Source organism: Rahnella bruchi (genome assembly GCF_003614975.1).
In the GTDB taxonomy this organism is placed as follows: domain Bacteria; phylum Pseudomonadota; class Gammaproteobacteria; order Enterobacterales; family Enterobacteriaceae; genus Rahnella; species Rahnella bruchi.
In genome coordinates, this window is record NZ_QZWI01000003.1 from 446,405 (window position 1) to 473,365 (window position 26,961).

The following is a 26,961-nucleotide window of genomic DNA, read 5'->3' on the forward strand; positions in this document are numbered from 1 at the left end:
CCCTGAAATAATTACCCTGAAGGTGACGTTAACGAAGATAGCCATGCTGATCTAGCAAAAAATTATCTTTATGCGGTAAGGTGAGAACTCTGATGATGGAGATAAAGGAACAAGGAAATTATGCATTCTGCGACCCGGACAACAACTTTACACCGCGCATTTTTGCTGCCTTTTATGCTGTTAATGATGGTGTTTGCCATCAGCGGTTGTGGCGATAAAGAACCTGCACAGCGAAAAGCATTCATCGATTTTCTTCAGACCCGCATTCTGGATAAACCGGTTCTGGCCGTGCCGCAGCTGAGTGAAGCGCAGCAAAAAGAGTTTGGTGATTACAGTAAAGATTACGCCATCATTACCGGATTTCATCATCAGATGAACATTGAACTGGATTCCTCGCTGGTGCCGGTTTTTGCAGGAATGAACGGCGTGAACAGCGTCAATAACCTGCTTGAACAGCGTGACGACTTGAAGAAAATGGCGGACAGCAGCGAAAGATGGAAAGAAAAAATCACGATGCTGAAAACGCAGGCCGACACGCAACATGCGGCGCTGAAACAGCCTGATGACCTGAAAAAAATCTATGATCAGGCTTACGATAAAACCATCGTTCAGCCTTCCGTGGTCACTGAACAGGTATTCGACTTACTGCCGCAGGTACTGAACCTGATTGTCGAGAAAGCCGATTTCATCAAAAGTCAGGGTAAAAATGTCACCATCACCGGCAACCGTCTGCAATTTGCCAATCAGAAACAACTGGATAAATACAACGCTATTCAGCAAAAGCTGGTGCCGCTCAATGCACAGCTGATGCAGCTGAGTCGTCAGATGCAGCAAATGGTACGTTAAACCCGCAGCCAGCAAACAGACCGCCGCAAGGCGGTTTTTTCATGGCGATGCTTTTGTTATGGTGTGCGGCAATTAAATAAGGAGACACCTATGAATGACGATACCCTGAATAAGCGCGTGGACCAGCTCGAGCGCGTAAACCGTGAACTTCTGGTGCAGATTTCTGCCATGCGCCTGCTGTTTGGCAGCGTCGGCAATGTGCTCAATGCCAGCCAGGAAAACGCGTTTACCATCGCGGTCAATCAGGCACTGGAAGCCAACCGTGCTGACGTCGCGAATCAGGCAGATCTGGATGACGCTTCCCGCAAATTCCGCGAAGATGTCTTTAAGTGCACAGAATCCTTGTTGCCGGGCACCCGCTAAAACTCAAAAAAAGCTCGGGCAATCTGCCTGAGCCTTTTCAATCACATTTCGTAATTACAAATTTTTAACCCGGTTACGACCTTCATTTTTCGCCTGATATAACGCTTTGTCCGCCGTTTTCAGTGCGCCGTCAATATTGTCCCTCTCAGGATAGAAATGCGTGACACCCAGCGAAATCGTGACGTTCCCCGCACCGTCAAAATGCTGAGACTCAACCTGTCGTCGCAAACGCTCTGCCAGCTGAATAGCCTGCGTCACTGATGCGCCGGGCAGCAATAACAGGAATTCTTCGCCGCCCATACGGCACAGCAAATCCCCTTCCCTTGAGCTGTCCAGAATCAGCCGCGCCAGCTGCGTGATCACCACGTCACCAACATCATGACCGAAAGTGTCGTTTATCTTTTTGAAGTGATCGATATCGAGCGTAATAACCGCTATCCGCGCGGATTCTGTCAGCTGTTTATCCACCAGCTCATAAAAACCACGCCGGTTCAGCAGGCCGGTCATCGGGTCGGTATGCGCTTCGGTACTGAGCTTTTCGATGCGCTGATGCAAAAGGCGGATCCCCTGCAACATCACAGTTTTCAGCTTGGACGATTCATAATACCAGGCGTTGACCTGCTCAATTTCTTTGGAGACGTCCTTGGAGTCCATAGTGTCCGCCCTGGATGCCAGCTGTCGAAGTGGCCGCGAAATATAACGTGTCAGTAACCAGATGCCGATAAAGACCAGTATCACGATCGGCAGCGTATAGAGCAGAACCTGTATCATCACGTGATATAGCAAAATAACATCGGCCTGCGCCGGATGAAGCACCAGAACGGTCCAGCCCGCTACGTCCATCGTTGAAAAACCGACCAGAGATTCTTCTCCCTGCAAGTTTTTCATGCGCACAAACCCCTGAGTTTTGTCACCCAGCTGGGCTTTATTCAGGCGTCCTTCCGGCGCACTTTCAATCCAGCCAGACGCCGCGCGGTAAAGCACATCCCCTTCATGGTCGATGACATAGATATAGGCGTCTTTGCGGTAGTTACGCGCATTGATCAATGAATCGACGATACTGCTTTTACTGAGATCGATTTCTGTCGCCAGATAGCCCATATAGCCGCCACGGGCATTGCGCACAGGGGCTGACAGGACAATGATGTGATTGCCTTGCTCAGTACGAAACGGAGAGCTGAGTACCGGGTTATGTGTGGACAGTGCCGCCGTATTGGCGTCGGACACCAGTTTGATGCCAACCATATCCGCTGAGTTTCGCGAAGCGGCACGCACCACACCGGTTTTATCCACCACCAGAACCGAGCTGAACCGCTTGCTCTGAACATGTAAACGGTCGGCTTCTTCGGTGAGGGCATCAATATTGTCAAATTCATCACCCAACAAGTCTGCGCTGTAAGCCACCTGTTTTTGTGCTGCATTGAAAAACAGATCGGCCGTCAGCGACAGTCTGGTCGCATACGACTGACTCGCCCGTAAGGACGATTCGATGAGAAGTTTTTTTTCTACCTGAAATATTGCCAGATAGCTGCTGAGCAAGGTAATAACCGTGCTCACCAGCGCCAGAAGCAATATCAGCCTCTTAAGATTAAATGCAAACCGCCGCTGCTGATCCATTCTCTGTCCGTTGAGCTGATGACCATAATTAATACAGAGAATAGCAGTATGTGGGGCAGTGATTTTGATATGCCGCAGTCAGGGCGGTTTATTCAGGTATTAAAGCCTGAGAAATGCCGGCCCCCTCTTCAGTTATCGCAATCCCGAATTCCTGATTCTGCACAGGTAAAATCACATCAACGACGCCCCGCTGATCAGCAGACGAAAATAGTTCAACTACGACGCTATGACTCATCAAAAAAACTCCCTTTGCCAAAGACAGATTTAATTTGGACATAACAGCGCCAGCTCCGGATTTTCGGGAAACACCCGCTCGCTGAAAAAGTCGATCAATACCCGAAGTTTCGGTGTCATATAACCGCCCGACGGCCACAAAATAAAAAAGTCGGCACTGCGCTTCACGTACTCATCCAGCACTGTCACCAGCTGCCCGCGGGCCAGTTCTTTGCGGATACTGAAATCCGGCAAACAGGCGATGCCCAAGCCCTGCAGGGCAAAGCAATGACGCGTTTCTATATTATTGCAAACCATCGAAACCGGCAGCGCTAAATCCTGATATTCCGGCAAAGGCCAGGGTTCGAGTTTTCCGCTATTCGGAAAGCGGAAATGCAAACAACGGTGATCGGCCAGATCATGCGGTTTCGCAGGCCTGCCGTACTGCTCAAAGTAAGCCGGTGCGCCGACCAGCAAATGATGGAAAGTGCCGAGCTTGCGCATCGATAACCGTGAATCAGCCATCTGACCCGTTCGCACCACGGCATCGAAACCTTCTTCCACCACGTCAACAATGCGATCGGTGAAATCAAGATCCAGTTCAATGTCGGGATAACGGCGCATAAACTCGCCCAGCACCGGCAACAACAGCGTGCTGACCTGCGGCAGACTCAGCCGCAGCCTGCCGCGTGGACATTCCGCCAGTTGCGACAGCTCACTTTCTGCCGCTTCGAGTTCCGCCACAATGCGCCGGCAACGCTCGAGAAACAGCGAACCTTCCGCCGTCAGCGTGACACTGCGGGTACTGCGGTGAAACAGCCGCACATTCAGTTTGGTTTCCATCCGCGAAATGCTTTTACCCACCGCCGACGCGGAAATCCCTAAGATCCGCCCGGCGGCGACAAAGCTGCGGGTTTCCGCCACATGCACAAACGTATTCAGGCTGCTAAGACTTTCCACCCTCACCTCCGATTAAGGACATCAGCGTCCGCATACTCTGGAAATCTACCCTACTTTTTCCGCAACAGGGAGTTCTCTATCGTGATTTAATTCTTTCTGAAACTGAGATAACACATGAATTCTACTGCACAAAAATCGCCCCTTCCGCTTTCGGCCTTACTGGCGATGGCGCTGACCGGTTTTATCGCCATCATGACCGAAACGCTGCCCGCCGGATTACTGCCGCAAATTGCCACAGGTCTGAATATTTCGCAGGCTCTGGCCGGCCAGCTGATCACGCTATATGCCGCCGGTTCGCTGATGGCGGTGATCCCCCTTGCGGCACTGACACGGGGCTGGAACCGCCGCACTGCGTTGCTGACCGCCATCGTCGGGTTTCTGGTTTTCAATACCCTCACCACGTTCTCCACGCATTATATTCTGACGCTGTTTGCCCGCTGGATGGCGGGTGCAGCGGCGGGTCTGGCGTGGGGCTTACTGGCTGGCTATGCGCGGCGGATGGTACCGGTTGAGCAACAAGGACGCGCGTTGTCGGTGGCGATGGTCGGTACGCCGCTGGCGCTGTCGGTGGGCGTTCCGCTCGGCACCTGGATGGGGTCTCTGCTCGGCTGGCGGATGGCGTTCGGGGTGATGTCCGCGCTCACACTGTTTCTGGTGGTCTGGGTTATCAGAAAAGTGCCAGACTATCCCGGACAGGCCACCGGTCAGCGTCAGTCGTTGCGTCATGTGGTGACGATGCCCGGCGTACGCAGCATTTTGCTGGTCATCCTGCTGTGGATGCTGACGCATAACCTGCTTTACACCTACATTGTGCCGTTCCTGCAAGTATCGGGTCTGAGCGAACGGGCTGATCAGATATTACTGCTCTTTGGGATGGGTGCGCTGGCAGGCATTGGTATCACCGGCCTGCGGGTTGACCGGCGCTTGCGTCAGACTCTGCTGCTCAGCCTTCTGCTGTTTGCCCTGGTTTCCCTGGCACTCGTTTTCTTCAGTCAGTCACCCGTGATGATCGTTTTGTGTGTGGCGCTGTGGGGGCTGACTTTCGGCGGCGCGGCGACCCTGTTGCAAACGGCTATCGCAGATGCCACCGGAGAACACGCCGATATGGCGCAGTCGATGGTGGTCGTGGCGTGGAATCTGGCCATTGCGGGCGGAGGCTTAACCGGTGGTATTTTGCTGGAAACTGCTGGTGTTAAGGCCTTTCCGCAAACGATGCTGCTTCTGCTGGCAGCAGGCCTGATTATTGCCTGGCGCGCTAAAAATCACGGTTTCCGTCCCGGTGCCCGCCATACAATAACAGCACAAATTCCTAAAGAGCAGGCACAGGATCAAAGTTTCAAAACGGCTGAAAAGGTATAATTTCTTAAACCTTTCCGGAACCAGTTGTCTGAAAGTCTGCCAGTCGCCACTTTTTCTGGCAGACTAAAAAACAGGCAAGAATGAAACAATGAGAACCATGGAAGCACGTAATAAAGCCGTTATACTTTTGTCAGTGATTCTCGCCGCAGCCTTGCTGCTGATGGCGTTCGAATGGCTGGCTGATCAGGCGGTGCCTGAACTGAAAGAGCAAGTTATTCACTATGTGGATGAACACATGGCGCACTAAAATGCCCTGATGGCAGGAGGAGTGATGGTAACGAAAAGGATGATGACCAAACACTGGAAAATGGTTGTGGTGCTGCTCTGCATCTGCGGCGCATTGATGCTGTTACGCTGGGCGGCGATGATCTGGGGGTAAAGTTTTGCAAATTCCCCCTTATAAAACTGATTAAATAAGCATCAGTCCGGTCAGGGGCTTGAAACCTTCCGCCACGCGAGCCAGAATATCCCCAGTGTTTTTTAAGAGTCTGCCCGTCAGCTTATGAATAACCGCAAACCACGTCGTCCACATGGGCGATGGACCTATTACATCATGTACGAAGACATTCTGTGGCCCTGCCCTGTTCGCTGGGAATGGGAGAATGGCTACGGTGGCTGGCTGCCTTTTTATTACTCACCTACGCTGGAGTTTGTCGCAGGCGATCCGGATAAAGCCACCAAAGTGGCGGGCAACAAGGCCCGCTCTCTGCGCAAACCGGTCAGAATTCACGAGTACGAATACTGATTTCTTCAACGCCTTACGCGCTTTCGATCAATCCGCTGGCACGTAATACCCGTCGTTTCACGGCCTCCGGTAAAACAGCATTCACTCCCCCGACACATCCCAGACTGAACCAGTGACGCGCACGCGTGATGCCGGTATAAATCAGCTCGCGGGTTAAAATCGGGCTGAGATTTTCCGGCAGTAACAACGCGGTATGCGTAAATTCTGACCCCTGCGATTTATGCACCGTCATCGCGAACACCGTTTCCACCGATTGCAAACGCCCCGGCATCACCCAGCGGATGTCCTGCGTGCCGTCTCCGGCCAGAAACGCCACCCTCAGCACCTGCACCATGGAACCGTCTGCCAGCCGGTGGGGAATTTCCAGCGTCATGCCGATGTCGCCGTTCATCAGACGCTGACTGTAATCATTTCGCGTCACCAGCACCGGACGTCCCGGATACCAGCCAACTGACGCCTTGAGCAATCCTTCTTTAAATAAAATTTCAGCAATGCGCTGATTGAGTCCTTCCACGCCCCAGCGCCCGCCACGTAAGGCGCACAACAACTGGAACTGACTGTACGCCAGCAGCACTTTTGTCGCCCAGCGGTTAAAGGCTTCCGGCGGTTCGTCGTCCGCTGGCCGCTCTTTGATCATCACGTTGAGATAATGTTGATAGCCGACCGGTGGCTCGGTACCTTCGCGTTTTGCCGCCGCAGGGAACTGTGCCGCGCTGCCTTCCACCACCCAGTTGCGCAGTTCGCTGTCATCGTCAGCGCTTAAGGAAAGCTGTGCAAGGTCGGCATATCCGTGTTTCAGGACCTGTTTCAGCGTTTTCACATCGCCTTCGTTTACCGCTTCCGCCAGCTGGCCGATACCGCTTAGCGCGTCAAAACGGTAACTGTGGCGCAGCATGACGACAGCCTGATCCATCGCAGACCCTTGCGGATCCACCAGCGCATCCGGGATCTGCTCACCGGTGGCACTTTGCAGCCAGTCTCGGGTTTGCGGCAGATAATGCCCACCCGCCGCACGTTGACATAATTCGCTGAGCAACGCGCCCGCTTCCACCGATGCCAGCTGATCTTTATCACCAAGCAGGATCAGGCGTGCGTGATCAGGTAACGCCGCCAGCAGCGCCGCCATCATTTCCAGATCGACCATCGATGCTTCGTCCACCACCAGCACATCCAGCATCAGCGGATTGCCCTGATGATGGCGGAAATGTCGCGTGTCCGGGCGGCTGCCCAGCAAACGGTGCAGCGTCACCACTTCCGTATTAATGCTTCCGCGCACGGAATCGCCATTAGCGAGACCGCTGAGATCCAGTTTAGATACCGCACCGGCAATCGACTCATTCAGACGCGCCGCCGCCTTACCGGTCGGCGCAGCCAGGCGGATACGCAGCGGCTGACCGTTTTCTTCCAGCGCCAGCGTTTGCAACAACGCCAGCAGACGCACCACTGTCGTCGTTTTTCCGGTACCCGGCCCGCCGGTAATGATGCTGAACGCGCTGCCCGCCGCCAGCGCGCAGGCCAGTTTCTGCCAGTTGGCAGAGGCGGAATTCGCCGACGGGAATAACGCCGTCAGCGGCGCCTGCAACATTTGCGCCGGTAATGTGTGCAGTGCGCTACGTGCCAGACGCTGTTCAATCGCCGCTCGCACATTCTTTTCGTACTGCCAGTAACGCCGCAGATACAGGCGCTGCCCGCTCAGTACCAGAGGTGAATTCCCCTCGCCGTGCCCGACCAGCGTCGGGTGCGCCAGCGCCGCCATCCATTCCTGTAAACTCAGATCGTCCAGCACCGTTGCCGGGCGGATCACTGTATTGTCAGCATGATCACCTTCCGGTGGCAGAGAGAGTGAAAACGCGCTGTCGTCGAGCGTGGCCTGCAAATCCAGACACACATGCCCGCGCCCCAGCTGATAGCTGGTCAGCGCCGTCGCCAGCAATAACAACGGATGTGCGTCTGGCGCTTCTTTTGCCAGAAATGTCACCAGTGCGCGATCCAGTTCTCGTAACCAGCCACATTCCACCCAGCTCGCCAGCAGTTGAGCAAGCTCCTCACGGCTGTTGATTTTCATACATGTTCCTCCGTGCCGCTGAACAGAGCGTCGAGCTGTTCCATTAACGCTTTATCCGGTCGCTGAACGCAGACGCCGTTACCCGGCGCATGGCTGCCACGCAGGAATAAATACACTGCGCCACCGATATGCCGGTCGTAATCGTAATCCGGTATGCGGGATTTCAACAGCCGATGCAGTGCAAACAGATACAGCGAGAACTGCAAATCGTAGCGATGATCGCGCATTGATTGCGTCATATTTTCCTGACCATAGCCGCTGGCATCTTCGCCGAGCCAGTTGGATTTGTAATCCAGCACGTAGTAACGTCCGTCATGCTCAAACACCAGATCGATAAAACCTTTCAGCATGCCGTTGAGATCTTCCGCCAGCAACGGCGCACGCTCCGCGCCTTCCAGTGTGTATTGGTGAACCAGCTTATCAAGGCGTCGGGTCGGTACGCGGGTCAGCGAGAACCAGAACTCCATTTCGACCTGATAAGGCGACAGTTCGGCCAGTGTAAAAGTATTCCCTCCCGGCAATGGCAAAGGCTGTGTCAGCAACGCCGTCAGCCAGCCGGTCAGCGGCACGATCCATTTTTCCCAGCCGCGCGTATTACAGCGTCGCGCGACCTGATCAGCGATCCGTTCCGGATCCGCCGCCAGCGCCGCAAACCCTTCGTCACCGGCCCATTCGAGCAAACCGTGCAGGAAATTACCCGGCGCAGGCCCGCGCGGAAACGCATGTAAGTTCTCGCCGGTCATAGGCAGCGACAGCTCCTGTAGCGGATCTTTCGCCGGCTCCTTAGCACTGATCTGCGTTTTTTGATCTTCCAGATAACTGTCCTGCGCGGCACTTTCGATTTCTCTGAGCGGCTCGCGGCTCAGGTTTTCCGGAATGATGTACGTGCCAGCCGGTGCGATTTGCAGTCCGGAGAAACTCGATACCCACCAGCGCGGCCCTTTGTGCGTGCGCAGCGGCGGACGCGGCCCGAGTTGTGGCAACGTCTGCTCGCTGCGATACACCGCCCCGTCAGAAACCGGCAGTGGCCACGCGCGGATATGCTCAGTTTCCAGCGCCTGTAAACTGGCGGGCAGCGCGTCAGCATCGACCGCCTCGCCGCCGTTAAACAGATAACCGGGCGCGCCTTTTTCAAACTCTTTCAGCGGAGCCATACCCAGCCACAACGCATAGCGCGAACGGGTCAGCGCCACGTAAAACTTACGCAGATCTTCACCCAGACGCTCGCGGTCAGCCAGCGCCAGCTGCTCGTCGGACGCACTCAGCGCCACCTCCAGCTCACCTGCCGGCGTATGCCATTTCAGCGGTGAATCCTGTTTTTTCACTGCGCGGAATGCACAGGCAAATGGCAGGAACACCAGCGGATATTCCAGCCCTTTGGATTTATGCACGGTGACGACTTTCACCAGATCCGCATCACTTTCCAGACGCAGTTTGCGGGCATCGCCGCCCTGATGTTCATCCTGACACTGTTCCGCCAGATAACGGATCAGCGCATGTTCGCCGTCGAGCTGCACGCTGGCCTGTTGCAGCAGTTCGGAAAGGTGCAGCAAATCGGTCAGCGCGCGTTCGTCACCGCGGCCAAGCAAACGGCGCGGCACGTCGAATTCCCACATCAGGCGACGCAGCATCGGCAGAATACCCTGCTTGCGCCAGCAGGTACGCAGTGCCTGAAACTGCTGAACGTAACGCTCCCACTCGTTCTCGTCCTGATTCAGCCTGTCGAGCGCTTCCCAGCTCAGATTCAGAGAAGGCGTCCCGAGAGCCGCGCGCAGCAGACGGTCGTTCTCGGGCGCGGCACAGGCCGCCAGCCAGTACTGCAATTCGCCCGCCTGCGCACTTTCAAAAATCGATTCTTTATCAGAAAGATACACACTGCGTACGCCACTTTTTGACAGCGCCAGGCGTATCGCCGAGGCTTCGCGGCCTGTATTCACCAGCACCGCGATATGCCCCGGCATCACCGGTTTTAGTATTTCACCGGGCTGACCAAAACCTGCGCTACCCTGCTGCCCGAGGCGCAACAGCTGGACGATTTTTGCCGCACAACCTTCCGCCATCAGCTGAACGTATTGCGATTTTGGCAACGTTTCCGTCTGATTTTCCGGATACCATAGCGTCAGCGCGGTGGCTTCGGCATCGTCGATCACCAGCGTGTCGGCGCGTCCTTTGGCTTCCACTGCCACGAACGGCACCTGATTTTCCCCACCGTGACGGAACAGGAAAGCGCCCTCGCCGGAGCGGCGGTTTTCCGCTAATTCAAAGACTTCGTTAACCGCTGCCACTATCGCGCGGGTGGAACGAAAGTTAGTCGCCAGCGTGTAGTGGCGGCCGCCGGTATCACGACGGGCACGCAGATAGGTATAAATGTCGGCGCCACGAAACGCATAAATCGCCTGTTTCGGATCGCCGATGAGGATAAGTCCCTGCTCCGGCGAGTTATCTGCCACACGGTAGATGGTGTCGAAAATGCGGTATTGCAGAGGATCGGTGTCCTGAAATTCGTCGATCATCGCCACCGGAAATTGCGTGCGGATGATCTCCGCCAGCCGCGCACCGTTGTCACTGCGCAGGGCGACATCCAGACGGGTCAGCAAATCGTTGAAGCCCATCTGCGCGCGCTTTTGCTGCTCGGCGTCAAAACGGTTCTGGATCCAGCGGCAGGCGTGTTGCAGTAATCCGCTGCGGGCATCCGGCAAACTTTCCAGATGCGCTTTCAACGTTTCCATCGCCGTCAGCGCCGGATGCGCAGGCGGTTGCCCCTGCTTCCAGCATTCTGCTAAACCTTCCGGCGTCAGTCGCTCCCAGCCGGTTTTCAAATCTGGCATGACTTCATCGCTGGTCGCCCAGGTCTGTAGTTTTTCCAGCCACGGATTGAAATAACGCGCCTGAATTTTCCGGCCATCAACCACTTTCGCCGCCACCGCTCCCTCAAGGATCGTGCGCAGCTCCTGCGTCCACTCCGGCCAGCCTTTTTTAAGTTCAGCCAGTTCCGCCGCTTTCTGCTGACTGACCGTTTCGCACACTTCCGCTGGCGTCTGCTCTGAGCCCAGCTCTTCAGCATATTCCAGCAACGGCATCACGCTGCGGTGTAAATCCTCCGGCGCACGCCACCAGGTTCGCAGGGTACGGATTTCTTCTTCGCCGAGCGGAAAATAGAAACTGCGCCAGTAATCGCGCACCACGTTCATCAGCAGTTCGGTCTGATCGGTTTCCAGTGTCTGAGTAAACAGACTGTCGCTGTCAAACGCGTGCTCACCGAGCATGCGGTTACACCAGCCGTGAATGGTGGAAACGGCGGATTCATCCATCCATTCCGCCGCCAGTTGCAGCTTGCGGGCACAGCCCGGCCATTGCTCCGGCGTATATTCCGCGCGCAGGTCTAGCAGAAATTCGTCGCCAGATGACGGCTCATGCGGGTCTTCCAGAAAGCACACCGCCGCTTTGGACAGCCGTTCACGGATACGATCGCGCAGCTCTTTGGTAGCGGCATCGGTAAAGGTCACCACCAGAATTTCCGGCGGTGTCAGCGGACGGCTGAAGGCGTTATCGCCTCCGTGCCCGAGCACCAGCCGCACATACAGCGCGGCAATGGTGAAGGTTTTGCCGGTACCCGCGCTGGCTTCAATCAGGCGACTGCCGGTCAGCGGGAAGTCCAGTACATTCAGGGTGGATGGCACCGTCTGCTCTGTCATTCCTTCGCTCCTTTTTTGCTGCGGGATAGGTGATTTTTCAGCGGTACCAGCAGGGTATCCGCCAGCCGGGCGAACTCGCCGTCTGACCAGAGCGCCGCGAAATCCGGCCACGCACGGGCCAGATAAGCGTTGCTGTCCCGTTCACCAAATTTCATGTTCGCCGGATCATGATTTTCATAACTGTCGCGGGCGGCGAACCAGGCATCACTGTCTGGCGCGCTGCGCTCCGTGCCGTCTTTTTTCAGCCAGACAAATGCGGTTTTGACTGCCAGCGGCAGCGGGCGCACCTGCCCCGCTTTCCACGTTTCGATCAGCGTTTCCCACAAATTACGCGCCAGTTCAATATCCAGCGACGGCAATTCAGCGGTGCCGTTTTTACTGACAATCACCGTGTGTAAAGGCTTTCCGTCGAGATGCCCTGCGATATGCGCGACCCAATAAGGCAGCAGACGGTCGAAGCGATAACTGCGTTCTTTGGTCATGATGCCGATACTTTCCAGCACAACACGCGCGCGGTCGCCTGCCGGATTTGCCCGCAGTTCGCTCAGCCAGTCGGAGAACATCACTCCGCCGGTTTCAGACTCCAGCGCCTCATTAGCCAGCGGTTGCGGCCAGTTATCCAGCACCTGCTGATAGCTGGCAAACAGCGTATCCATCGGCTCGGCCAGATCCTCACTCAATACCGCAGCAAATTCACCGGGTGCCAGCTCGCCGCGCCGCTCAATGCGTTCGAGCTGCTGACGTAAAACGTCCTGACGCGAAACGCCCGTTTCGAGCGCCCATTTCTGTGCGCGGATCAGCTCATCCTGCAAACGCCAGTTTTCCAGCGCATTAATGTCGAACGGTTCCTGATCTTCACTGCCGGGATCTTCCAGCTCAAAATAGATATTCAGCCGCTGGCGGAAGAAACTGCGCACCGGATCCGACAGAAAATCCGACAGCTGACGCAGCGTCAGCGCGCCCTCCTGCTCCACCGGTTGCAGGGGTTGCGCGACCATTGCGACAGTCTCCGCTTCCAGTCCGGCGCGCCATTCGTGGGCATAGCTGAACAGCGTACTTTCCTGACTGAAATAGTCGCGGTTAAACGGTTGCAGACGATGTTCTACGGTCAGCGCATGCAGTAAATCTTCGCCATCTTCCGCTTTCCAGCCAGCCGCAAGATGGTCACGCAACTGCGCCACCAGTACGGACGGCGGCCGCTCGGTGTTGTCATGAATGCTGCGGCCGACCCAGCTAATGTGTAAGCGTTCGCGCGCGGAAAGCAGCGCTTCGAGGAACAGATAACGGTCATCTTCGCGGCGCGAACGGTCGCCTGGCCGGTAATCACGCCCCATCAGGTCGAAATCCATCGGCACACGGTTACGCGGATAATCGCCGTCGTTCATGCCCAGCAGGTAAACGTGGCGGAACGGAATGGCGCGCATCGGCATCAGCGTGGCAAACGTCACTGCGCCGCCGAAAAACGGTTGCGTCAGGCCGGTCTGATCAAACTGCGCCAGCCAGTGATCACGCACCACCGACAGCGGCAGTTCGGCCTGTAAATCCACGCTTTCGCAGGCTTCGAGCCAGGTTTCCAGCTCGCCATGCAGTCGCACTAAAATAAAGCCGTCTTCCCCGTCATCTTCTGCAAAGTATTGAGAAAGAATATTACGCAGACGTTCGCCCCACACCTGCGGCGGCGCAGGTTCGCGCAGCTGACGCCAGGTATCATCAAGGCAGTTCAGCAGATGCGACAGCGGACCAATCAGCGCCGCATCCAGCCCGCCTATTTCATCCAGCGGCTCAATGTTTTCCCATGCTTCACCGCTGCCCACGGCATAACCGAGCAACATCCGTTGCAGGCCGAAGAACCAGCTGTTTTGCTCCGGCGACAACGGCAGTTCGAGGCTCTGACGCTGTTCCGCATGCAATCCCCAGCGCACGTTAGCGGCGCGGATCCACCGGTGCAGCAGCGGCAGTTGTTCTTCTTCGATGGCAAAACGCTGACGCACCGAGGGCACATCAAGCAAATCCAGCAAATCGCTGACCGCAAAACGCGACTGCGGCAGTTCCAGCAGGCTTTCCAGCGCGCCAAGTAATGAGTTGTTCTGGCGCGGCCCCTGATCGGCGACGGTGAACGGGATATAACGCGGATCACTACGCTCCATCAGGCCAAATACTGCCTGAATGTGCGGCGCATAGCCGTTGATGTCCGGCACCATCACGATGATATCGCGCGCTCTCAGCGTCAGATCTGCCGCCAGCGCCGCCAGCAGGCGGTCGTGCAGCACTTCCACTTCGCGCTGGGCGCTGTGGGTAATATAGAAACGCAGGGAATCGTCGTGCTGAATATCTACAGCGGGCCATTCATCGATTGTTTCGGCCAGCGGACGCAGCTGCAAAATATCTTCCTGCAACTGATGCAACAGGGTATCGGTGCCGTTCGACGTAAAGAGATCGATACGCGGGATCACCGGCGCAAGCTGCGCAGCATAGGATTCGTGATTGTCATATTCATTGAGCAGACCGATATAATCGCGCCCTTGCTTGCCCCACGCCGCCAGTAGCGGATGAGCATGCTGATGGAGTTCATCTTCGCCAATCACTTGCGGCATTCCCGGCTTACGTAACTGGCGTTTCCGTTGTGCGCGCAGCAGATCTTTATCGGCGATAATATCGCTCCAGTCGTGCTCGCACGGGTTATGCACACACATAAAGATATGTGTCCAGCGGCCCAGCACTGCCAGCAGTTCCAGAGATTGTTGCGGTAACGAAGAGATGCCAAATACCACCAGCCGTGCGGGTAATCCGGCAGGACGCTGGTCTTCAGGAAGGGTTTGCGCGTGTTGCAGGAACCGCTGATGCAGCGCGGCACGGCTGGTGCCGCGTTCATTTTCAGGCACATCTGCCAGCAGCGCACGCCACAACTGCGGCTGCCACAGCAGATTTTCCGGTAACGGCTCGTTGCCTTTACGGCTGGTACGCAGAACATCCAGCCCGTTACCCCAGTCTTCCAGCCAGTCAGCGCGGTAAACCTGATACTGGTCGAATAAATCTGCCAGACGTTGCGACAACTGATGCAGCTTGCGCATATCGCCATCATCTTTTAAGAAACGAGCCAGTGGCGCAAATACCGGTTCGGCAAGCAGTTCAGGCAGCAGGCGGATCAGCCGCCAGGTCAGCAGCGGACGGTCGAACGGTGAAGATTCCGGCACCTGTTCTTTGCCGAGTACTGCGCGGTAAACCTGCCAGAAAAAGCGTGCCGGGAGCTTGATATCCAGGGCTGCCGCGATCCCGCAACCACCGTCGGCCACGTCACGTGCCAGCGCCAGTTTCAGCCACTGGTTGACACCGTTGCTCTGTACCAGAATCACTTCATTTTCCAGCGGCGACAGCGGATGCGCCGCCATCCACGAGACCAGCACGTCTCTCAGCGCTTCTGAGTGATTTCCGTGTAACACCATCAAACCTGAATTCACGCCCGCATCCCTTGTTATCGCCTGTCAGGGTTCAGATTTTGCGTGGATTTGGAAAGGATTGAAAGGAAAAGAGACCGGCATTGCGGGAAGCGCCATCCTGCGCGGGAGGTAAACAGAGTTAATAATCACCTGATAATATCATTTGATAATTAACTACTTTTAAGTAAACACATTTTACAACGCTCAATCATCTGAAACTTTCTCTTTCTTATAAATAAAAATCTGATTTTTAAAATATTCAGAAATGAGATTTTGTGTAATGAAACGTAAACTGATATAAAGACGTCGGTCGTGATTTGTCCCATAAAAAATATAAATAGTTCGTAAATAAGGATATTTACAGTGAATATTAAAGCCGCCTGCTGGGGTATTTTTCTTGCAGTACTTCCGGCTCATGCCGCAGTGCTCAGTCCGGCAGACAGGGACAATGTCGAACAACAACAAAGAGATCGCCTGCAACAACAACAAATGCAACGTGATGAGCTGGATAGAAGCCAGACGCTCTCTTTACCCTCCCCCGCGCCAGCCCGGTCGGACGAACAGCCTTGCTTTACCATTTCCACCATCAATATTACTCAAGCTACACATTTAGCTTCCAGTTATCAGGAAAGGTTAACGAAACCTTTAATTGGAAAGTGTTTAGGCATTAAGAGTATTACTCAACTTGTGCAGGAAATATCTGATGCGTATATCGAACGCGGGTATATCACCAGCCGTGCTTTTCTTCCCGAGCAGGACCTCTCCAGGGGTGAGCTGAATATTACCGTGATGGAAGGCAAGCTTCAGGATATTCAGTTAGATAAACACAGTGATCGTATTTTGGCGATGGCGTTTCCCGGCCTGAAAGGCAAAATCCTCAATCTGCGCGATATCGAACAGGGCATGGAACAAATTAACCGGCTTCGTCAGACGCCGGTCCAGATTGAAATCCTTCCCGCTGAACAGCCCGGCTACTCGATTGTCAATTTAACCGCCACGCCCGAGTTTCCTGTCACCGCAGGAATAGGGTTCGATAACAGCGGGCAAAAGAGCACCGGCACTGGCCAGATGAATGCCTCGCTGACCGGCAATAATCTGCTCGGACTGGCGGATCAGTGGTTTGTCAGCGGTGCGCAAAGCAGCGATTTCTCCAACAGCCACGACGCCCACAGCGTGCAGGCTGGCGTGAGCGTGCCTTATGGCTACTGGCTGATCAATTACAGCTACAGCTACAGCGATTATCTCAGCACGGTAAATTCTCAGGGCTTCGGCTGGCGATCCACCGGAGATTCCCAAACACATCGTCTTAATCTTTCCCGCGTATTGTTTCGCAACAGCGACATTAAAACCGGCATCTCTGTCGGTATCAGCAACAATCTGGCGCGCAACTATCTCAACGATGCGCCTCTGGCCAGCAGCACGCGCAAACTCAGCAACGTCAGCGTTGGCATCAATCACAGCCAGAAACTGTGGGGCGGATTGTCCACGCTAAACCCGACGTTCAGTCACGGCGTACCCTGGCTGGGTGCGGAAGACGATCAGCATAAACCAGACGATGCGCCCAAAGCAGAGTTCTCCAAATGGTCACTGTCCGGCAGCTACTACAAGCCGGTCAGCCAGAAAGTCACTTTCCTTTCCAGCGTTTACGGTCAGTGGACCGGCGACCGGCTTTACGGCAGCGAACGCCTGACGATTGGCGGCGAAAGCTCAGTACGTGGCTTCAAAGAGCAATACCTGTCCGGTGACAACGGCGGTTACTGGCGCAATGAGCTTAATACCGCGCTCTTCAGCATGCCTTTGCTGGGCGCAGTCAGCGCTGTAGCAGCTATCGATGGCGGGTATCTGCATCATGACAATCACGACGTTAACGCGGCAGGCACGCTGTGGGGCGGCGCGGTGGGTCTTAGCAGCAGCGCCGGTCATGTCGCCAGCCAGTTTACCGTCGGCTGGCCCTTGCGCTATCCGGGTGATTTAGCGCCTGACCGCGTGGCGGTGTATTACCACCTGACTGTCGTGCTGTAATTTCTGATAAGGATATCGAAAATGGAAAAGAATACGTTACCGCCGGTGGCTTTCTGGCGTCGACTGATGAGCTACACCCTGATGACCTTTCTCGCCCTTCAGCCGGTGATGCCTGCCGTGGCGGCAGGTGTGCAGGTGGCAAACGGCGCGACTCAGGTTAATCAGGCAGGAAACGGTGTGCCGGTCGTCAACATCGCGACACCCAATCAGGCGGGCGTTTCCCATAACCAGTATCAGAATTTCAACGTCGGTGCCGAAGGATTAATCCTCAATAACGGCACTGACCGGCTGACCCAAAGCCAGCTCGGCGGGCTTATCCCGAACAACCCTAATCTGAAGGCCGGGCAGGAAGCCAAAGCCATCATCAACGAAGTCACGTCGGCCAACCGCTCGCAGCTGAACGGATATATGGAAGTCGCGGGGAAAGGTGCCAGTGTGATGGTCGCTAACCCCTACGGCATCACCTGTAATGGCTGCGGATTTATCAATACGCCCAATGCCACGCTGACGACCGGAAAACCGGTGCTGGGTGCCGATGGCAAACTACAATCCCTTGAAGTCACGCAAGGCGCGATCACCGTTGAAGGCAAAGGGCTGGATGCCAGCCAGAGTGATTATTTTTCGCTGATTTCTCGCGCAACAGAAATCAATGCCCAGCTTAATGCGCGGGATCTGACCGTCATCGCCGGAGCCAACCGTGTTGATGCCAGCGGCAAAGTGACACCCGTTGCGGGCAAAGGCGACACCCCGCGAGTCGCCATCGACACCGGCGCACTGGGCGGCATGTACGCTAACCGCATTAAACTGGTTTCCAGCGACAAAGGCGTCGGCGTCAATCTCAGCAATATCAATGCGCGTCAGGGCGATATGCAGCTTGATGCCAATGGCAAATTGAAACTCAGTAACAGCGCAACGGCAGGCTCACTGACGGCCAGCGCGCAGGAGATTCAGCTCAGCGGCAAACATCAGGCGCAGTCTGTCGCTCTGACCAGTCAGGGCGAAATGCAACTGCAAAACGCCACAATCACCAGTAACAATAATCTTACCCTGGCCAGCAGTGGGCAGTTGCAGGCCAGTGGCAGCCAGATAACCTCAGGCCAGACCGTGAAAATGCAAAGTGCCCGGTTAACGGCGGATAACAGCACGCATATCGACGCGCAACGTGATGTGGAACTGACCAGCAGCGGCGACCTTGCCTTAAAGGGTCAGCTGACCGCCGGTCAGGATGTTCGCCTCGCCGGTAACACGCTGAGCAATCAGGGAAATATTACGGCCAGTCGCAATGTCCTTCTTCACGCCACAACGCTCGACAATAACGGAAAAATTCAGTCTCAGGGCAACTCCGTTCTGGATCTGAGTACGCTGAACAATACCGGACAGTTGCTGTCGGGCGGCTCGCTGACGGTGAATGCACAGACGGCTGCGCTCAGCGGGATGGTCAGTGCCACAGAGGATCTGACATTTACCGGCTCGTCTCTGAGTCTGGATGCCAGCGGTCAGTTACTTGCCGGACATGATCTTGGGCTGACGTCCAGTCAGTTCGATTTGGCAGGTACCGCCAAAGGTAACCATCTGGTCACCCTTCAGGGTGATCGTTTTACCAGTTCACAAAACAGTTCGCTGACCAGCGACGGCGGGTTGTCCGTTTATCTTTCTGATGCACAAATTGACGGTCAGCTGGCCGCGCTCGGCACACTGGAACTCAGCGCCGACCGGCTGGTGACCGGCACTCAGGCGCAATTGCAGTCGCAACAGGACATGACGTTAACGCTGAAGGACTCGGGTGATTTGCAAGGGACGCTGGTCGCACAGGACAACCTGACGATTCAGGCTGCCACGCTTAATCATCACGGACAAACAGCGGCACAAAATGTCAGCCTGCGTGCGGGCAGCCTGAGTAACAGCGGCAACGTATCGGCTGAGGCTCTGCAACTGAATGCGGACTCACTCACCAACAGCGGGATCCTTCAGGGCAGCAAAGCTATGCAGCTGGACATCGCCTCGCTGAATAACCTGAACAGCGGCCAGATTGTCACCGGCGGCGCACTGGATCTGAGTCTGCCGCAACTGAATAACGCCGGTTTGCTTCTGGCTGACCGCTTTTCCCTGACCACAGATTCACTGAATAACACAGGCACTCTCCAGGGGACTTCCCTGCTGGATATCCATGCCGCCACACTTGGCAACGCGGTTTCGGGTCGTCTGCTGAGTGGTGCAGATCTGATGCTCAGCGCAACGCAGCTGGATAATTCCGGCATCATACAGGGTGAAAGCGCACGTCTGACCGCCACAGATCTCACCAACAGCGGCAGCGTTCTGGGGCAGCAATCACTCGACGCCACGGCCAGCCATCAGTTAGATAATTCCGGCAAACTGATGAGCCTGGGTGCGATGCAGGTCAGCACACAAACGCTTGAAAACACAGGTTCACTGCTCAGTGAAGGCAGTCTGGCGCTGAACGGCAGCCAGCTAACCAACAGCGGCACAGTTCAGGCAACTCAGCTCGATATCCGCCAGACGCAGGTTGATAATCGCGGTGCGCTGATTGGCCTGAATACGCTGGCGATAACGCTGTTACAGGATCTGCACAACAGCCAGCAAGGCTCATTACTTTCTCAGGGCGAACTGTCGGTTTCCGCTCAATCCGTCATCAACGACGGACTCTGGCAGGGGCAAAACATTTTGCTCAGCGCCGGTCAGTTTGAAAATAACGGGGCAATTCAGAGCGCCGGTGCGCTGACGCTTATCCTCACAGAAAACTTCACCAACAGTAAAAACGGCAAACTCGTTGCCAGCGGAACAGCGGCACTCAACGCGCTCGCGCTGACCAATCAGGGGCAGTGGATCGCCAAAAACCTCACCATCTCCGGCAACTCACTGAATAACGACGGTGAAATCTCCGGCGTGGACGGCCTGACCCTTACGCTGCAAAACACGCTGGCTCAGCAGTCCTCCGGCAAACTGCAAAGTAACGGCAGCACAGAGATTACCGCCAACCGCCTTGAAAACGCCGGGCAACTACAAACCCGTACGCTGAAACTCAATGCCGCCAGTCTCGATAACAGCGGCACTTTGCAGTCGCGGGAATCGATGAATCTCACCCTGATCGGCGATACACAAAACCGTGCCGGTGGTGTGATCCTCAGCGACGGCGCACTGAATCTGGACGCCGCGACATTTAATAACGACGGCATCGCGCAAGGCACCGGCAGTGCTGTCTTTAGTTTCAGCCAAAGCGCCAGCAATCAGGGACGTTTACTTTCTGGCGGCCTGTTAAGCCTTGATGCACCGGCGTTCAGTAACACCGGCTGGCTGCAAAGCGACAGCCTGGATTTCAATGTTTCCGGCACACTGACCAACAGCGGCACGCTGATTGCGCAGGGTCAGGCAATACTTGGCGGTAATACGCTGGTAAACAGCGGAATGGTGCAGGCAGGCGCGCTGACTCTGCATCAGGCCAGCGTGAATAACACCGGCACGTTATTTGCCGCACAAATACTCAGTCTGAATACGCAGGCGCTCACGAATGCCAGCACAGCCAAAATTTTCAGTGCAGGTGATCTCGCCCTGGACAGCCACACACTGACGCAGAACGGCCAGATTGTGGCGCTCGGTGACATCACGCTGACATTGCTGGACACATTAACCCAAAGCGGCACGCTGGCAGCGGGAAAAACATTGAGCGTCGGCACATCAGGTGACTTTGTTCAAAACGGTACGATGCAGGGTCAAAGCCTCTTACTGACCAGCGCAGGCAACTTCAGTAATCAGGGCTCCCTGACGGGCGGTAACGGTGCTTTCAATATCCGTGCAGAGAACATCACGCAAAATGCCAGCGGCAGCCTGCAATCGGGTGGTGATGTCAGCCTTGAGAGTCGCGGGGCGATCGCCAACAGCGGGTTCATCGGTGCTGCCGGTAACCTGCTTCTGAGCGCAACCGGCACGCTGACCAACAGCGCCCTGCTCTATTCTGCACTCGACATGACACTTTTGGCTGATCGTATCAGTAACTTGCAGGGTGACATTCTGGCGGGAAACAACCTGTGGATGATGAAAGATGCCGCAGGGAATGCCAGTACTGAAACGGTCAACAGTTCAGGGACTATCGAGACCACCAACGGCGATATCTCAATTTATACCGGGCATTTACTCAATGAACGCAACGGGCTGAGTTTCTCCAATGAAGCGCATCAGTATGTTCCGGCGGGTCAGTCCTACATCGATATTTCTCTGAAAGACATTGATCCCGCGTTCCTGACCTACGATAAAGAAACCCTCTGCGGCGGTGGCGTCAACGACCACTGTACGACCCGCTACTTTGTGGTGATCAGCCCGCAGCTTGAAGATAAAAAAGTCCTTATCAGCGATGAGAAATGGACGGCCACCGCGGGAGGCAATGCGGCCAGGATTGCAGCAGGCCGTGATCTCACTGTTCAGGCCAACGCTCTGGACAATAATGCCAGCAACCTGCTTTCCGGTGCTGACATGACGCTTTCCGGAAACCAGTTGAATAATAATTCCGTTGAAACCGGCACCGTTTCGGCCTACCAGATTTATCATTACAACTGTACAAAAACGGCCGGTTGCCGGGAATCTGTCACGGCCTCGGAATATGCCGCTCAGCAGGCATCATCAGCCACGGTTCGTTTCGACCTGACCGGCGCTCCGGTTTATGAAACCAGTAACGACGCGACCGCATACCGCTCGGTGATCCAGGCCGGTGGCAACCTGACCGCTAACTTTGCCAGCGATATCAGCAACACCTCAACGTCCGCCCATGCCGGTAGCATCAGCCACGAGCTTTCTGCCCCCGAACTGAATTCACTCAGTGCACCAGCTGAAATTGCCAGTGCGTCTTCGCAGGATCTGGCCAGCGGCTCAGAGGCAGACATAACCGCGCCGCAGTGGCATGACAATATTGCCGATGCCCTGCAAAAACTGAACGGCAGCACGGCACTCAGCAGTAACGATTACCCGCTCCCCACCAGCAACAACGGCTATTTTGTGGAGAGCACGGATCCGCAAAGCCCGTATCTCATTATCACTAACCCGAAACTGGACGGACTCGGACAGCTGGATAACAGCCTGTTCAACGAAATCTATGCGATGCAGGGGATGAAAGCACCGGTCGTTCCGCGCGAAACCGGTCGTCAGTACACAGATGAATCCTCATTTATCGGTTCAGCCTATTTCCTCGATCGCCTGAATCTGCACCCTGATTACGATTACCGTTTCCTCGGCGATGCAGCATTCGATACCCGCTACGTCAGCAACGCATTGATCAACACCACCGGCAGCCGGTACATCAACGGGTTTGGTTCCGATCTGGCACAGATGCAATATCTGATGGACAACGCGGCTTTCGCTCAGCAGTCGCTCGGTTTGTCCTTTGGCGTCGCGCTCACTGCGGCACAAGTGGCCTCACTGGATAAAAGTATTTTGTGGTGGGAAAACAGCGTGGTGAACGGCCAGAATGTGCTGATCCCGAAACTGTATCTTTCCCCGAAAGATGTGGCACCGGTCACCGGCAGTGTGATCGCCGGGAACAATATTCAGCTGGCGGGCGGCAGTGTTACCAACAACGGCTCGACGATGCAGGCCAGCACCGGTCTTTACGTCTCCGGTCAAAGCACCATTGATAACCTCAACGCGGGTCTGATGAAAGCCGGGGGTGATCTCAGTCTGTTCGCACTTGGTGACATCAGCAACATCGGTTCAACCATCAGCGGACAGAGCGTTTCTCTGGTCAGCTATGACGGCAGCCTTATCAATAAGACGCTGACAGAACAGTGGAACGCTGCGGGTAAATCCGGCTTCGATACCCTCGCCCTCTCAAACACCCTGACGGGTGATATGGCCTCGATCAGCGCGGGCGATTCCCTGACGATGTATGCCGGTAAAAATATCGATATCACTGGTGCTAACCTCAGCGCTGGCAGCGATCTTGCCATGCAGGCACTGGGCGATATCAATATCAGCGCCAACCAAACCAGTGAGCTTGAGCAACGCAGTTCACGCGGCAAAAACTCCCTGACCGGGAGTACAGATACGCAGGCCAGCAGCATTTCCGCCGGTGGCAATCTCGCCATGCAGGCCGGTCATGACCTGAACATCAGCGCCAGTCAGATTGCCGCAGAAGGCGATGCCACACTCAAATCCGGCAACGACATTACTCTGCAAACGCAGAAACAAAGCGCCAGCAGCAAAACCAACAACAGCGAACAGCGCCTCAGTCTGGTGGATAACACCACGCTAAACGCAGGCGGTGATTTAACGCTGGTGGCCGGTCGTGACCTTAATTCGCAGGCCGCGAGCCTGAGTGCGGGCGACAACGCCACGTTAGCAGCAGGCCGCGATGTTAATCTCAACGCCGAAGCCATCAGCAGCTATAGCGAAACACACGGCAAGAAAAAACAGCAGGTCGATGAGCAAATCCGCCAGCAAGGCACCGGGCTAACCAGTGGCGGCGACACCCGCATTCAGGCCGGTCAGGACGTGGCCTTTAATGGCGCACAAGTCGATGCAACAGGCGATCTGGCCGTTACCGCCGGGCGCGACATCAGCCTTAACAGCGTTACCGAAAGCGATTATTCCTTCTTCGAGCAGACAAAAACTTCGGGCGGTATCTTCTCCAAAACCACCACACACACAGTGCGCGAAGATTACACGACCCACGAGAAAGGCACGCAGCTCGGCGGCGACAATATTTCGATGATGGCCGGTCACGACCTTAACGTGAATGGTTCAGACGTGATTGCCGACCGCAATGTCAGTCTGCTGGCGGGCAATGACGTCAACGTGCTGGCGTCCACCGAAGAACAATCCGCCTACCGTCTTGATGAGAAAAAGAAAAGTGGTCTGTTCAGCGGCGGCGGACTGGGTTTCACCATCGGCACCACAGAAACCCGCCACCGCGTCAATGAAGACGGCACGACGCAAAGCCAGAGCGCAAGCTCCATTGGCAGCCTCGGCGGCGATGTTTCCCTGATGGCGGGCAACAACGTCCACGTCAGCGGCTCGGACGTTATCTCCACCGCAGATATGCTGATCAGCGGTAAAAATGTGCAGATTGACCCCGGTCAGGACGCCCTGCACCGCAAAGAGGCTTTCGAGCAAAAAACCACCGGCCTGAACATCGCCCTTTCCGGCACCGCAGGCTCAGCAGTGAACAGTGGCTACACTGCGGCACAAAGTGCCAATGATGACAGCAGCGGCCGGATGGCAGCACTGGATGGCATTAAAGCCGGACTGAACGGCTATCAGGCGTATCAGGGTACCCAGCTCGACGGCAACAACAGCGATAACAATAGCTTTATCGGTATCTCGGCCTCAATCAGCCATCAGGAAAGCCGGTCCGAGCAGATAACCGAACAGCATGCCGCGACCGGATCTTCCGTCCTCGCGGGCGGTAACGCGACCCTGGAAGCCCGTGAGGGTGATCTCAATGTCATTGGCAGCAAAGTCAAAGCTGACGGTGACCTGAATCTGTTCGCCACCGACGATATCAATCTGCTGGCCGCGGATAACACCCAAAAAACCACCGGCAAAAACAGCAGTGCCGGTGGCGATATCGGCATCAGTTTTGGGGTCAGCAACAGCAAAGCCGGTTTCAGTATTTTCGCCGACGTCAACGCCGCCGCAGGCAAAAACCACGGCGACGGCACCACCTGGACGAATTCGGAAATCGGCGCGGGCGACAACCTGAATATCAATGCCGGTAACGATCTGAACATCCGCGGGGCACAGGTTTCCGGCGAGCAAATCACCGCCGAGATTGGCCGTAATCTGACTGTCGAAAGCCTGCAAGACACCGAGCATTACGATTCCAAACAGCAGAGCGCCGCAGCGGGCGGGAGCTTCACCTGGGGCGGCGGCGGTGGCAGCGGTTATATCAGTCTGAGTCAGGACAAAATGAACTCCGACTATGCCAGCGTCACCGACCAGAGCGGCATATTCGCAGGCAATGGCGGCTTCGACATCAACGTCGGCAACCATACCCAGCTCAGCGGCGGCGTGATTGCTTCCGATGCCACGTCGGACAAAAACCATCTCGACACCGGCACGCTGGGCTGGAACGACATCCGCAACAAAGCCGATTACAGCGTCGAAAGCAGCAGCGCCAGCATGAGCTCCAGCGGCAACAACACGTCGCCGTTCATGGGCAATATGGCCAACGGCATGCTCGCCGGGCTGGATAACGACGGCAGCGCCGCCAGCACCACCGGTTCCGCCATCGCTGACGGCACCATCACCCTCCGCGATAAAGATCAACAGAAGCAGGATGTCGCAGACTTAAGCCGCGACACCGATAACGCCCACAGCGCGCTGTCGCCAATCTTCGACGCACAGAAAGAACAGCAGCGCATCGATGAGAACAACGCCATTGCGCAGATTGGCTCGCAGGTCGCGGACATCGTGCGTACCGAAGGGAAAATTGCGGCGCAGGAAGCGGCGAAAAATCCCGACAATCTCGCCGCCGCCAAAGCCGCGCTGGAAGCCGAAGGAAAAACGCCGACCAGTGAAGACATCGCCCAACGCGCCTATGACACGGCGTTAAACAACTACGGCACCGGCAGCGATAAACAGAAAGCCGTACAGGCGATCACCGCCGCCATACAAGGCCTGACCGGCGGCGACTGGGGCTCCGCCGTGGCGGGCGCAGCCGCGCCTTACATGGCTGAATACATCAAAACCCACACCGCCGAGGGCGCCGAACGCATCATCAGCCACGCGCTGGCCGGTGCCATCGTCGCTGAAATGCAAGGCGGTAATGCCGCTGCGGGCGCGGCAGGTGCCGGGCTTTCAGCCGCAGGCGCGAAGTACATCGCCGCAGCATTCTATCCCGGCAGAGACATTAAAGATCTGAGCGAAGAAGAGAAGCAAGGCGTGGTCGCACTGGCAACGCTGGCTTCCGGCATCGCCGGCGGCGTTGTCGGAGGAGATGTAAGCTCGGGGATTGATGGGGCTAAGGGTGGGCAAAACGAAGTCAGCAATAATCTATTCGGTGGTACGGAATGGGGCCAGGAGCAAAAAGTAAAAGCGCATGGAGAAGATGTACTTTCGTGTGCAATGGCTCCAAACTCATCAAGTTGTCAGCGAGGACTCGCCGAGAATCAGGCCTATGCAACAGCTTTGGCGACCGCAGGACTCATCTACATACCGGGTGGAATGCAGGTCACTGCTGGCATCGGTGGTACAGCGAACGCTGGTATTCAGTACACAATAAATGGAGAAATAAATCCAATGGACGTATTGATAGCAACCTACGTCGGTGCATTTACTGCGAATACTGGACTGTGGGGAACCGTTGGTTGGAATACGGCCGGAGGGGCGACATCCAATTACCTAAAAGGCGATGCCCCTCTCACAGGTGCTGGCTGGGGCGCTGCAGGATCAGCCTTTGGTTATAGTATTGGTAAGGTTGTTCAAATCCCATTGAATAAAGTACTCAATCCTTCCTGGAAAAATTGGGAGTGGGTGGATATGGGGATGGGGATCAGTAAACCCTTACCACAATCTCCGGTTCCCGGAATGGCGGGTACTGCAGCATCTTCATTTGCTACGGAAAGTATGGGACAAGGAGTACCTAAGGCAGTTGATAATTTAAATAAAGGGGGCAAGTAATGAAAATAAGCTTAT

General features: G+C 55.6%; 14 protein-coding genes. 8 read left to right on the forward strand and 6 right to left on the reverse strand.

Going from position 1 to position 26,961, the window contains the following annotated elements; all coding sequences use genetic code 11:
• Positions 1-120 precede the first annotated feature (120 nt).
• Positions 121-846, forward strand: coding sequence for a DUF3053 domain-containing protein (locus tag D5398_RS09275; RefSeq protein ID WP_244216732.1), 726 nt, complete (start codon positions 121-123; stop codon positions 844-846).
• A gap of 90 nt (positions 847-936) precedes the next feature.
• Entirely contained in the window at positions 937-1,209 is a 273-nt protein-coding gene (locus D5398_RS09280) for a hypothetical protein (RefSeq protein WP_120507335.1), read from the forward strand.
• 54 nt (positions 1,210-1,263) lie between these two features.
• On the opposite strand, the gene D5398_RS09285 is transcribed toward D5398_RS09280, so the two are convergent.
• The 3 genes from D5398_RS09285 to D5398_RS09295 all read right to left on the reverse strand — a co-directional run bounded on the left by D5398_RS09285 (position 1,264) and on the right by D5398_RS09295 (position 3,999).
• Positions 1,264-2,826 carry a diguanylate cyclase gene (locus tag D5398_RS09285; protein ID WP_120507336.1) on the reverse strand — a complete coding sequence of 521 codons (1,563 nt, stop codon included), beginning with the start codon at positions 2,824-2,826 and terminating at the stop codon, positions 1,264-1,266.
• Positions 2,827-2,914: 88 nt separating this feature from the next.
• On the reverse strand, positions 2,915-3,103 hold the full coding sequence (locus D5398_RS25615; protein WP_244216733.1) for a hypothetical protein: 189 nt from the start codon (positions 3,101-3,103) through the stop codon (positions 2,915-2,917).
• Positions 3,091-3,999, reverse strand: coding sequence for a LysR family transcriptional regulator (locus tag D5398_RS09295; protein WP_120507337.1), 909 nt, complete (start codon positions 3,997-3,999; stop codon positions 3,091-3,093). The genes D5398_RS25615 and D5398_RS09295 overlap by 13 nt, the downstream gene beginning before the upstream one ends.
• Before the next feature lie 114 nt (positions 4,000-4,113).
• On the opposite strand from D5398_RS09295, the gene D5398_RS09300 reads away from it, so the two are divergent.
• The 4 genes from D5398_RS09300 (at position 4,114) to D5398_RS09310 (ending at position 6,103) form a co-directional block, all read left to right on the forward strand.
• Positions 4,114-5,358 carry an MFS transporter gene (locus tag D5398_RS09300; protein WP_120507338.1) on the forward strand — a complete coding sequence of 415 codons (1,245 nt, stop codon included), beginning with the start codon at positions 4,114-4,116 and terminating at the stop codon, positions 5,356-5,358.
• Between the two features lie 97 nt (positions 5,359-5,455).
• The gene (locus D5398_RS25435; RefSeq protein ID WP_162940735.1) at positions 5,456-5,605 is read left to right on the forward strand and encodes a hypothetical protein; all 150 of its coding nucleotides are present in this window, start codon (positions 5,456-5,458) and stop codon (positions 5,603-5,605) included.
• A gap of 24 nt (positions 5,606-5,629) precedes the next feature.
• On the forward strand, positions 5,630-5,737 hold the full coding sequence (gene yniD, locus D5398_RS09305) for a small membrane protein YniD (RefSeq protein WP_013574326.1): 108 nt from the start codon (positions 5,630-5,632) through the stop codon (positions 5,735-5,737).
• Positions 5,738-5,860: 123 nt separating this feature from the next.
• The gene (locus D5398_RS09310) at positions 5,861-6,103 is read left to right on the forward strand and encodes a hypothetical protein (protein WP_208645923.1); all 243 of its coding nucleotides are present in this window, start codon (positions 5,861-5,863) and stop codon (positions 6,101-6,103) included.
• 13 nt (positions 6,104-6,116) lie between these two features.
• On the opposite strand, the gene recD is transcribed toward D5398_RS09310, so the two are convergent.
• Genes recD through recC form a run of 3 tightly spaced genes read right to left on the reverse strand, consistent with a single transcriptional unit; the run spans position 6,117 to position 15,321 of the window.
• The gene (recD, locus tag D5398_RS09315; protein WP_120507340.1) at positions 6,117-8,168 is read right to left on the reverse strand and encodes an exodeoxyribonuclease V subunit alpha; all 2,052 of its coding nucleotides are present in this window, start codon (positions 8,166-8,168) and stop codon (positions 6,117-6,119) included.
• On the reverse strand, positions 8,165-11,863 hold the full coding sequence (gene recB / locus D5398_RS09320; RefSeq protein WP_120507341.1) for an exodeoxyribonuclease V subunit beta: 3,699 nt from the start codon (positions 11,861-11,863) through the stop codon (positions 8,165-8,167). The genes recD and recB overlap by 4 nt, the downstream gene beginning before the upstream one ends.
• A complete protein-coding gene (gene recC / locus D5398_RS09325; protein WP_120507342.1) occupies positions 11,860-15,321 on the reverse strand; it encodes an exodeoxyribonuclease V subunit gamma in 3,462 nt (1,153 codons plus the stop codon). The genes recB and recC overlap by 4 nt, the downstream gene beginning before the upstream one ends.
• Before the next feature lie 342 nt (positions 15,322-15,663).
• Here recC and D5398_RS09330 point away from each other — a divergent pair, with 342 nt between their 5' ends.
• A complete protein-coding gene (locus tag D5398_RS09330) occupies positions 15,664-17,322 on the forward strand; it encodes a ShlB/FhaC/HecB family hemolysin secretion/activation protein (RefSeq protein WP_244216734.1) in 1,659 nt (552 codons plus the stop codon).
• 21 nt (positions 17,323-17,343) lie between these two features.
• The gene (locus D5398_RS09335; RefSeq protein WP_120507343.1) at positions 17,344-26,946 is read left to right on the forward strand and encodes a hemagglutinin repeat-containing protein; all 9,603 of its coding nucleotides are present in this window, start codon (positions 17,344-17,346) and stop codon (positions 26,944-26,946) included.
• The last annotated feature ends 15 nt before the right edge of the window (positions 26,947-26,961 follow it).